Source organism: Thermodesulfovibrionales bacterium (genome assembly GCA_035622735.1).
Classification (GTDB): domain Bacteria; phylum Nitrospirota; class Thermodesulfovibrionia; order Thermodesulfovibrionales; family UBA9159; genus DASPUT01.
In genome coordinates this window covers 1-10,521 of the sequence record DASPUT010000242.1, presented here as the reverse complement: position 1 = coordinate 10,521, position 10,521 = coordinate 1, and the positions used below count along the sequence as shown (strand labels likewise).

At 52.1% G+C, this 10,521-nt stretch carries 10 protein-coding genes; all 10 read left to right on the top strand.

From position 1 onward, the window contains the following. Positions 1-145 precede the first annotated feature (145 nt). Positions 146-1,144 (top strand): 4Fe-4S dicluster domain-containing protein, encoded by a 999-nt coding sequence (locus tag VEI96_12565; GenBank protein ID HXX58828.1) that lies wholly within the window; start codon positions 146-148, stop codon positions 1,142-1,144. Beyond that, positions 1,137-2,378: an NrfD/PsrC family molybdoenzyme membrane anchor subunit gene (gene nrfD / locus VEI96_12560; protein HXX58827.1), complete on the top strand. Its 1,242-nt coding sequence runs from the start codon at positions 1,137-1,139 to the stop codon at positions 2,376-2,378. Before VEI96_12565 ends, nrfD begins: the two co-directional genes overlap by 8 nt. Positions 2,379-2,486: 108 nt before the next feature. After that, positions 2,487-3,932: a cytochrome c3 family protein gene (locus tag VEI96_12555; GenBank protein HXX58826.1), complete on the top strand. Its 1,446-nt coding sequence runs from the start codon at positions 2,487-2,489 to the stop codon at positions 3,930-3,932. 11 nt (positions 3,933-3,943) lie between these two features. Further along, positions 3,944-4,696 carry a cytochrome b/b6 domain-containing protein gene (locus VEI96_12550; protein HXX58825.1) on the top strand — a complete coding sequence of 251 codons (753 nt, stop codon included), beginning with the start codon at positions 3,944-3,946 and terminating at the stop codon, positions 4,694-4,696. A 63-nt stretch (positions 4,697-4,759) separates the two neighbouring features. Further along, positions 4,760-6,610 (top strand): cache domain-containing protein, encoded by a 1,851-nt coding sequence (locus VEI96_12545; protein ID HXX58824.1) that lies wholly within the window; start codon positions 4,760-4,762, stop codon positions 6,608-6,610. Further along, positions 6,603-7,262, top strand: a complete 660-nt coding sequence (locus VEI96_12540; GenBank protein ID HXX58823.1) for a response regulator transcription factor — start codon at positions 6,603-6,605, stop codon at positions 7,260-7,262. The genes VEI96_12545 and VEI96_12540 overlap by 8 nt, the downstream gene beginning before the upstream one ends. 170 nt (positions 7,263-7,432) lie before the next feature. Beyond that, the gene (gene rpsL, locus VEI96_12535) at positions 7,433-7,804 is read left to right on the top strand and encodes a 30S ribosomal protein S12 (protein ID HXX58822.1); all 372 of its coding nucleotides are present in this window, start codon (positions 7,433-7,435) and stop codon (positions 7,802-7,804) included. Between the two features lie 11 nt (positions 7,805-7,815). Next, positions 7,816-8,286 (top strand): 30S ribosomal protein S7, encoded by a 471-nt coding sequence (gene rpsG, locus VEI96_12530; GenBank protein HXX58821.1) that lies wholly within the window; start codon positions 7,816-7,818, stop codon positions 8,284-8,286. Between the two features lie 21 nt (positions 8,287-8,307). Next, entirely contained in the window at positions 8,308-10,386 is a 2,079-nt protein-coding gene (gene fusA, locus VEI96_12525) for an elongation factor G (protein HXX58820.1), read from the top strand. A gap of 10 nt (positions 10,387-10,396) precedes the next feature. Next, on the top strand, positions 10,397-10,521 hold a 125-nt coding region (locus VEI96_12520), incomplete at its 3' end, for a GTP-binding protein (GenBank protein ID HXX58819.1).

Below are 10,521 nucleotides of genomic sequence, written 5' to 3'. Positions count from 1 at the left end.
CGTGTTTCCAGTGCCACCGGGGAATGGGTAACGTCGGCACAGACCCGAAGGGGTGCACCGAGATCTGCCACGCGCAGAAAGGGCAGAAAATGAGCATGAAGACAGTGAAATGACTGTCCCAGTAATTTTATAAAGAGGAGGAAATATGGGCAAGAGAGACGAGAATCCTGCAACAGAAGATGCACCGAGATCCGGGAATAATGTTGAAGCTGAAAAGGGGAGGAGAATCGAGATCAGCAGGAGGGGATTTTTGGGAACGGTCGCTGCGATTGGCGGCGCAACCGTTGTGGGAAGTTTCGGAAAGGCAACTGCATCGAGTGAGTTTCCCGGCTGGCCTAACAGTTACGGCTGCCTCACCGACCTCACCGTCTGTGTCGGCTGCCGCAGTTGCGAGGCGGCCTGTAATAAGGCGAATAACCTCCCTGAGCCGGATGTGCCCTTTGATGACAAGTCGGTATTTAACGAAACGCGTCGACCTACCGCAAAGGCATACACCGTCGTGAACCAATATAAGAACCCGAAAGATGAGGGGAAGCCCGTTTACCGTAAGATCCAGTGCAACCATTGCAAAGAGCCCGGTTGTGCCACGGCCTGCCCTATCCACGCCTATTCGAAGACGCCCGAAGGCGCGGTGCGGTATAATCCGGATCTTTGCTTCGGCTGCCGGTACTGCATGACGGCATGTCCCTTCTACGTTCCGGCCTATGATTATGAAAGCGCTTTTCACCCCAGAATCATGAAATGCACGCTCTGCTACGAGAGGATAAAAGGCGGCGGCATGCCCGCCTGCGCGGAAGCCTGTCCCGTCGGGACGATAACCTTCGGCAAAAGGGATGACCTGATAAAGATCGCGAAAGAGAAGATTGCGAAGAACCCCGATAAATACATCGATCATATTTATGGAGAACGAGAGGCAGGGGGAACCAACTGGATGTATATCTCCGGTGTCCCTTTTGAACAACTCGGGTTTGTGACCAACATCCCGAATAAACCGCTTGTCGACGAGACAAAAGGGTTTCTTTCGGCTGTTCCCGTAGTGCTCACCGTATGGCCTGCCCTCTTCGGGATGATGTATACGGCCCTGCGCCACAGGGAAGACGTAGGGAAGGAAAAGAAAGACAAACAGGAGGGGCAAAATGGGTAACGGATCCATAACAAAGACAGACTATTCCTTCAGGTCATGGTTCATGGACAAGCTCCTCATGGGCTTATCCTGGCCTGAATACGCTGCGAGACTTATCACCCCTTTTAACATCGTGGCCGCTATCATCCTGAGTATCGGCATCCCGCTCATCGCTTACCGTTTCGCATTCGGCCTCGCTGCCGTGACCGATGCCTCTCAGGAATACCCCTGGTCGCTCTTTCTCGGCTGGGGACTCTTCGGCGGTGTTCCCCTTTCTGCTACCGGGTTTGTGATGGCGACGGCCTACTATATCTTCGGCTTCAAGAGGTACAAACCCCTCGTGCGGCTCGGGGTCCTGACGGGGCTCCTTGGGTACTTCTTTGCCGTCGTGTACCTCCTGATGGATCTCGGAATGCCCTGGCGCATCTATTACCCCATGATAATCAGCTTCGGAACTTCCTCCGTCCTCTTTCTCGTTGCATGGCATGTGGCAACCTACCTCACGGTCCAGGTCCTTGAATTCAGCCCCGCGATCCTGGAGTGGCTGAGATCAAGGAGGGTATACCGGTGGGCAACCATGATAACCATAGGGATGACGATTGCCGGCATAATTCTCTCGACACTCCACCAGTCTGCGCTCGGTGCGATGTTCCTTCTGGCGCCCGGGAAAGTCCATCCCCTGTGGTTTTCGTCCTATATACCCGTCTTTTACCTGAGTTCAAGCATCTACGCCGCGCTCTGTATGGTAATCGTGGTGAGCACCCTCGCCTCCCGTTTCCTGAAACATGCCGCAGACGAGAATTTCCTGAGGAGTCTTCCCGGCCTTACCGTCGGGCTTGGGAAGGGTGTCTGTATCGCCATGTATATCTTTTTTGTATTAAAGGTAATGGGGGTGGCTCATGATGACAACTGGTCCCTCCTCAATAGTCCTTACGGACACTGGTTCCTCTTTGAGATGCTGGGCCTTATCCTCCTTCCGGCCCTTGTCGTGACAATCGGGGTAAAGAACGGAAGCGCGAATATCGTCAGATTCGGAGCGTTCTGGGCGGTCATCGGGGTACTCATAAACAGGCTGAATGTCACCCTCATAACATTTAACTGGTATCTGCCGCATCACATACACGAGATTATTCCGCCCTGGCGCGAAGCGACTATCGTCCTGAGTATATTCACCATCCATATTCTCATATTCCGCTGGATTCTGAACCGACTCCCTGTCCTCCGTGAAGAGCCTGAATATAAGGACGCTCACTAATGAAGCTCGGTATTATGAGAACGCCTATGGGAATGTCAGGCTCCTGCCTGACATTCCCCTCTTCTCACTTCCTTTCGAAGTGCCTCAGGGCAGGTAGGGGAGGTTCCCATGGAGGTTAGGAGAAAGGTTCTCATTTTCTTATCGGCGCTTGTGGGAGGCTGCATAGGGCTCCTCGGCCCGGCTTTTGCAGGGGAAGGGGCGGCCTCAGGAGAGGTGCAGAGGTGCCTGGAATGCCATGCGGGGCATGACATTATTAAGCAATTCGAAAACGGCGAAACGTTAAACGTTCATGTGAGCCCCGAAAAATTCGCTGCCTCGGTTCACCGCGCCCTGGCATGTTCCGACTGTCATGGCGATTTTTCGGGTGCAGGCCATCCGCAGAGGAGATTCAGAAGCAGGGAGCAATTCAGGATAAAATCCTCTCTTGCGTGCAGGAAATGTCACTCCCTTGAAAAGATCAAGACAAGGGCCATACACGTGAACATCCTACGAGAGGAGGAAGAGGGAAGATCCCACCCCTGCGCGGATTGCCACGGATCCCACTCGGTGATGCCCGTCAGCAGAAAGCGGTTCAGCAACGAAGAGCAGTACTGCCTGAAATGCCACGGCCACGCGTTGAGTATGGAATTCAAGAATGGGGAAACCGTATCTCTTTACCTGGATTCAGGATTGCTCAATACCTCGGTGCACAGAAAGCTGAGTTGTTCGGACTGCCATTTCGGCTTTTCCGATTCTCAGCACCCGCAGCGAAATTTCAAGAGCGCCCGCGCCTTTTCTGTCGCGAACGCTGAAACGTGCAGACGCTGCCACTTTGACAAATATACAAAGACAGCGGAAAGCATCCATTATCTCATGCTCAGCCAGGGTAACCTGAACGCACCGGTATGTACCGACTGTCACGGCTTCCATACGATGCCGCAGTTTGCGAAGGAGAGAAGACTTATTGCCCGGAGGTGCCAGAAATGCCACCCGGGGATTTACGATATTTATGCAAAGAGCGTTCACGGGAAAGCCCTCCTTGATGATGCCAGTCAGGACGTGCCGGTCTGCATAGACTGCCACACCGCGCATGATATCAAGAACCCCCTCACCCTGGATTACCGCGAACGGATACCCGAGATGTGCAGCAACTGCCACGGAAACAAAACAATAGTGAGCAAGTACGGTCTTTCGACGGATGTCGTGAAGACCTATCTCTCGGATTTTCACGGCGTCACCCTCGGTTTCTACCGGAAACAGAGGGAGGGGCTGAACAAGCCAACGAAGCAGATGGCGGTTTGTACGGACTGTCATGGGACCCATAACATTATCAGTGTCCGGAGTACCGATCCGGCCTTGGTGAAGGCGAACCTTGTGAAGAGATGCCAGCAGTGCCACAGGGGTGCGACGAAGAATTTTCCCGATTCATGGCTTTCCCACTACAGACCGAGTCCGCTCAAGACGCCCCTGATCTTTGTCGTTAATGCCGTGTACACGGCCTTTATACCGATTATGATTATCGGGCTCGTTCTCCAGATTCTCTTGCACATATGGAGATACGCGGTGAACAGGTGAAGGGAGGGTATATGTCAGAGACCAGTGAGGCCCGAGGCAGGAAGATGAAACGGTTCAGTCTGTTCCGTATCGGTGAACACTCGCTCATCATGATAGCCTTTGGGCTTCTTGTCGTAACAGGGCTATCCCAGAAGTTTTATTCCCTTGACATCTCCGAGTGGTTTATCTTTAAGGCCGGGGGCATCGACCGTGTCCGGTTAATCCACCGTTATGCAGGCATATTCTTTTCTCTCATGGCTTCGGTGCACACGGTCATCGCGATAGTGGGAGTCATCGGGAGAAGGTGGCAACCGTCGATGATCATTACAAGAAAAGATTTTCATGACGCGATACACAATATCAAGTACTATATCGGCAAAGAGGACCACCATTCCATGTGCGACCGGTATACCTATAAACAGAAGTTCGTATACTGGAGCATCTTTGTGAGCGGCTTCATCATGATTGTTACCGGTCTCGTGCTCTGGTTTCCCGCCTTTTTTGCACGGTTTCTGCCGGGCGAGGTCATCCCTGCTGCGAAGGTCATGCATACGAACCAGGGTTTCCTCATGTTCCTCATCATCGCCGTATGGCATATTTACGATTCCATCTTCAGCCCTGAGATATTTCCTCTCGATACGAGCATATTCAGCGGGTACATATCAAGGGAGAGGATGGTTCGAGAGCACCCACTTGAACTCGCCCGGATCGAAAACAAGGCTAAGGAGGATATCATAGCCGAGCAACTCGATCTCGAATACCGCGAAAGTTTAGAAACAGATTGACTCTGCGCCTGCCTCGTCCGGCAATTGTCTTTTCTTTTTTTAGTTCCTGTCTTATTATAATTTATGGTGTTTTATCGAGGAGGCCTTCAGAGGCGCATTACCCTTGCCGTGACGCTCGGCATGTCCGTTATCCTGTTAAGCTTTGGGGTTGTAAGCTACACGATCATCCAGAAGAATATTGAAGAATCGCTCGAGAAGAAGCTCGCGATGGCCCGCCTCATCAGGAACAATATTGATACGATCATAAAAGACAACATCAACCGCCTCTACGATATCTCTCTTTCGGGGCGCATAGATCTGAACGATACGGATTTTGGGCCTGAAAAGGAGGCGCTCAGCACTGCCTATCGGTATTCCATTTTCACCGATGGCGTTTTTATTGTCGACAAGGGAGGGAACGTGCTCCTTAACTATCCGGAAAGAATGCGCGATGCTTCTCTCAATGTTTTGAGCGTCGAGCCGATAAGCAGGATGCTTGCCATAGGAAAGCCTGTTGTCTCAAATATCTATACCACCGAGATGGAAAAGAGAAGGGTCCTCTACGTGCTCATCCCCTTACGGGATAAGAACGGCAACGAAGTCGGCATGGCCGGCGGCGAGATAGACCCGACGAGTCCCCTTCTCGCAAACATGCTGAGGTTAATCGACATCGGTCAAAACCGGTTTATCGATATTGTCGACTCCAACGGGGTAATTATCGCATCGTCACAACCATCCCGAACCCTCACCCGGTACGATCATGATCAGTTCTTCCATACCGTGATACAAGAGAAGCGAGAGCTTGTGGTGACCTGTCACCAGTGTCACGAATCGAGAACGGGTGGGAAGTCCGCCAATATCCTTGCATTCTCGCCCCTTGCTACCGCTCCGTGGGGCATTGCGGTACAGGAACCCGAAAGAGATGTTTTTGCCCCGGTCACGAAACTGAAATGGACCTTTGTCGCACTGAGTATCGTCTTTATCGGGACTGCATTCATCCTGACGATCGGCACCACGAGAAGTATCGTCAAACCGATAAAGGAATTAATCCATGCCACCGACCGGATAGCGAAGGGAGAACTCTCGACGCCGCTCTCTCCGGAAGGCGCCGACGAAGTCGGAATCCTTGGTCGAAGCTTCGAGACGATGAGGATGCGTCTTGTTGAATCGATCGAAAGAGTTAAGAAGTATAATATTGAACTCGAGGCGAGGGTGAGGGAAAGGACGGCGCAGATAAGGGAGAGCAGAAAGAGAATCCAGAATCTCTTAAAGAAGATCATCTCAACCCAGGAGGATGAACGAAAAAGGATCGCGCGCGAACTCCACGACCTCACGATCCAGGAACTCTCGGCAATCCTCATGAGGGTCGATATCTGTAAACTCTATCCGGAAAATCTCACTGTCGAGAAAATAGACGAAATACGGCGCATTGTCCTGAATGCACTTGACGGGGTCCATACGATCACCCAGAACCTGAGGCCTTCCGTGCTCGACGACCTCGGGCTCCAGGCCGCGATAAAACGGCTGCTCGAGATGAATCTCGGCGAGAAGGGCATCAATTACTACTTTACCGCGACGGGACTTCACGATATGAGGTTTGGTCCGGAGATTGAAACAAGCCTTTTCCGGATAATACAGGAGGCCGTGGTTAACATAGCTCGTCATGCGAATGCGGAAAATGTTACGGTAACCATGGAGATAAGCGGAAACGCCGTTTCCGTCCGGATAGAAGACGACGGGGAGGGATTTGATGTCGATTCTCTCTTACACCAGACGATTCATTATAAGAAAGACGGGAGGGGATTGGGGCTCCTCGGTATGACGGAAAGGGCAGCCTCGATTGAAGGGACGCTCTGTATATCCTCGACTCCCGGAAGAGGTACGAAGATGACCTTGGATGTGCCTCTGAAGACCGCAGAGATCCACGATGTCTAAGATAACCGTTCTCATCGTTGATGACCATGCTCTCGTGCGGGAAGGGATCGTCGCATTTCTCAAACATTGTGACGATATCGAGGTAGTCGCGGAGGCGTCAGACGGACTCGAGGCGATAGAAAAGGTGAATAAGTTTAATCCCGATGTCGTGGTAATGGATATCGCTATGCCCAAACTCGGCGGGCTGGAAGCGACGGTGGAACTGAAGAAGATGAAGCATGACATAAAAATTCTTATCCTGACGCAGTACGACGACAAGGAGTATATCGCACGTTTCCTCAAGGCCGGGGTTTCGGGTTACCTATTGAAACGGGCCGTGGGGAGTGACCTTATCTCTGCCATACGAGCGGTCAACAGAGGGGAGGTCTATCTCTTCTCGTCAATCGCCGCAGAGGTCGTCGCGGGCTATCTCGGGAAGGATAAAAAGCCGACGAAGAAGGATCCGTATGAAAAGCTTACCGACAGGGAAAAGCAGGTCTTGAAGCTCATCGCGGAGGGCTATACCCATAAGGAAATCGCCGACATGCTCAGTATCAGTGTCAAGACGGTCATTGCCCATCAGACAAACATCACGGAAAAATGCGGCCTTCACACCCGCGCGAGCCTCATCAAGTTCGCGATCCAGAGTGGAATTATAAAGATAGAGACATGAAGACCTTCGCGGACGAATCGATCTCTTCCGTTCCTTAGAAGACCTGATCTCAGGGGGCCTTTTTTTTCTCGCCGCACCCTTGACAAAAAAAATATTCTTTTGTATCATATGAACTTCCGTTAAATCTCCTATCAGAAAAATTTGGAGAAGAACGTTACTGTGGAGGAGAAGTGCCAACAATAGCGCAGCTGGTCAGGCAGGGAAGAAGCGCAGTAGAGAAGAAGACAAAGAGCCCGGCTCTTAAGGACTGTCCGCAAAAAAGGGGTGTCTGTGTAAGGGTCTATACAACGACGCCGAAGAAACCGAATTCCGCATTGAGAAAAGTCGCGAGGGTACGGTTAACGAACGGGATGGAGGTGACGGCCTACATCCCTGGTGTCGGGCACAATCTGCAGGAGCATTCGATTGTGATGATACGAGGCGGCAGGGTGAAGGACCTCCCCGGGGTGAGGTACCACATTATCAGGGGGACCCTTGACTCGGTCGGGGTTGCGGACAGAAGGCGGGGGAGATCGAAATACGGGTCGAAGAGGCCAAAGTAGCGGAGTGAGATATGCCGAGAAGAAGAGTCGCTGAAAAAAGAGAAATACTGCCGGACCCAAAATACAACAGTAAACTGCTCAGCAAGTTTATTAATGTCATGCTGGAAGACGGCAAGAAATCGACCGCCGAGAGGATCTGCTACGGGGCGTTTGATATCCTGAAGGAGAAGACGGGTAATGATCCGCTGAAGGTCTTTAAGACGGCCATTGAGAACGTCAAGCCCGTCCTGGAGGTGAAGCCGAGAAGGGTCGGAGGCGCAACCTATCAGGTTCCGATCGAGATCCGGCCCCAGCGGAGAGCGGCCCTTGCCTTCAGGTGGATTATCAACTATTCCCGTGCACGGAATGAAAAGACGATGAGGGAGCGGCTCGCAGGCGAGTTGATGGATGCTTTTAATAACACAGGGACGTCCATAAAGAAGAAGGAAGACACCCACAGGATGGCTGAGGCCAATAAGGCCTTCGCACATTATAGATGGTAAGAAAGATAGAGGAATCGAAAATTGTCGAGATTTCCCCTAGAAAAGACACGCAATATTGGCATCATGGCCCATATCGATGCCGGGAAGACTACGACGACGGAGCGAATCCTCTACTATACCGGAGTCACCTATAAGATAGGCGAGGTGCATGAGGGCACCGCCGTCATGGACTGGATGGTTCAGGAACAGGAAAGAGGGATTACGATCACCTCGGCTGCCACCACCTGTTCCTGGAAGGATTACAGGATCAACATCATCGATACCCCGGGGCACGTCGATTTTACCATCGAAGTCGAACGGTCGCTGAGGGTTCTCGATGGCGCCGTTGCGGCATTTGATGCTGTTGCAGGAGTTGAGCCGCAGTCTGAAACCGTCTGGAGACAGGCCAATAAATACGGTGTCCCGCGGATCGCATTTATGAACAAAATGGACAGGGTCGGTGCTGATTTCTTTATGAGCGTAAAAACGATGGTGGACCGTCTTGGTGCAAATCCTGTTCCGATACAGATTCCGATAGGCTCTGAAGATAGATTCAGGGGGTCGATTGACCTCGTGAGCATGAAGGGTATCTATTTTGATGATGAGACCCTCGGGGCAAAGTATGTGGAAGATTCCGTGCCCGATGATCTTATGCCGCAGGCGAGAGAGTATAGGGAGAAGATGATCGAGGCATTATCGGATGTCGATGAAGGCATCATGGAGAAGTTCCTGGGAGGAGAGGAGATCGAGGAGCAGGAGATTAGGGCAGCGCTGAGAAAGGGGACCATTGAGTTGAGGCTGACGCCGGTCATCTGTGGTTCTGCCTTTAAGAATAAGGGCGTGCAGCTTCTCCTTGACGCGATCGTGGACTATCTCCCTTCACCCCTTGATGTCCCTCCCGTGACCGGGATAAACCCCGAGGATACGAGTGAAGTCGTGAGAAAGGCCAGCGACAAGGAGCCTTTTTCAGCCCTTGCCTTTAAAGTGATGACCGACCCGTTTGTCGGGCAGCTTACCTTTATGAGGGTCTATTCCGGAGTGCTCAGCGCGGGCTCGTATGTCTATAATTCTACAAAGGATACGAAGGAAAGGGTCGGGAGACTTCTGAGGATGCATGCCAACAAGCGCGAGGAGATAAAAGAGGTCACTGCCGGCGACATCGCTGCCGCGGTCGGCCTGAAGAGCACTCTCACGGGAGATACGCTCTGCGACGAAAAGTCCCCGGTGATCCTCGAGTCGATCGAATTTCCCGAACCTGTCATTTCTGTTGCGATAGAACCGAAGACGAAAGCAGATCAGGAGAAGTTGTCCCAGTCTCTTGCGAAGCTTGCACAGGAAGACCCTTCTTTCAGAGTCTCTTTCAATGAAGAGACGGGCCAGACGATTATTTCCGGTATGGGCGAGCTTCACCTTGAGATAATCGTTGATCGTCTGCTCAGGGAATTTAAGGTGAGCGCCAATGTCGGGAAACCCCAGGTGGCGTACAGGGAAACCATTAAGTCCGCATCCAAGGCCGAGGGAAAATTTGTTCGGCAGAGCGGCGGCCGCGGACAGTATGGGCATGTCCTCATAGAGCTCGAACCGTCAGAGGTGGGTAAGGGGTTCGAGTTTGTGAACAAGATTATCGGTGGCACGATCCCGAGGGAATATGTGCCGGCGGTCGAAAAGGGGATAAAAGAGGCGATGGACACGGGAGTAGTGGCGGGGTATCCCGTTGTCGACGTGCGAGCCACCTTGTATGACGGTTCCTATCATGAGGTTGACTCCTCCGAGATGGCATTTAAGATTGCCGGCTCCATGGCGTTTAAAGAGGCTACCAAGAAAGCCAAGCCTGTTCTCCTCGAACCTATCATGAGCGTGGAAGTGGTGACCCCCGAAGAGTACATGGGCGACGTAATGGGCGACCTTAATTCGAGACGGGGCAAGATACAATCGATGGAAAAGAGAGGCAATGCCCAGGTCATCCGGGCAGAGGTGCCGCTTTCGGAGATGTTCGGGTATGCGACCGATCTCAGATCAAAGACTCAGGGAAGGGCAACATATACCATGCAATTCTCTCATTATGAAGATGTGCCGAAAGGCATAGCGGATGGAATAATCGCTAAGGTTAAAGGAGAATAAAGGAGGAGAGATGGCGAAGGCAAAATTTGAGAGGACGAAGCCACATTGCAATGTAGGGACGATAGGGCATGTAGATCATGGGAAGACGACATTGACGGCGGCGATAACGAAGGTACTGGCATTTAAGGGGCAGGC

What these genes read in the sequence shown, in the direction of transcription:
- VEI96_12550 (HXX58825.1), top strand. Translation starts at nt 3,944, where the DNA reads ATGTCAGAGACCAGTGAGGCCCGAGGCAGGAAGATGAAACGGTTCAGT.
- VEI96_12555 (HXX58826.1), top strand. Translation starts at nt 2,487, where the DNA reads ATGGAGGTTAGGAGAAAGGTTCTCATTTTCTTATCGGCGCTTGTGGGA.
- rpsG (HXX58821.1), top strand. Translation starts at nt 7,816, where the DNA reads ATGCCGAGAAGAAGAGTCGCTGAAAAAAGAGAAATACTGCCGGACCCA.
- VEI96_12565 (HXX58828.1), top strand. Translation starts at nt 146, where the DNA reads ATGGGCAAGAGAGACGAGAATCCTGCAACAGAAGATGCACCGAGATCC.
- VEI96_12540 (HXX58823.1), top strand. Translation starts at nt 6,603, where the DNA reads ATGTCTAAGATAACCGTTCTCATCGTTGATGACCATGCTCTCGTGCGG.
- VEI96_12545 (HXX58824.1), top strand. Translation starts at nt 4,760, where the DNA reads ATGGTGTTTTATCGAGGAGGCCTTCAGAGGCGCATTACCCTTGCCGTG.
- nrfD (HXX58827.1), top strand. Translation starts at nt 1,137, where the DNA reads ATGGGTAACGGATCCATAACAAAGACAGACTATTCCTTCAGGTCATGG.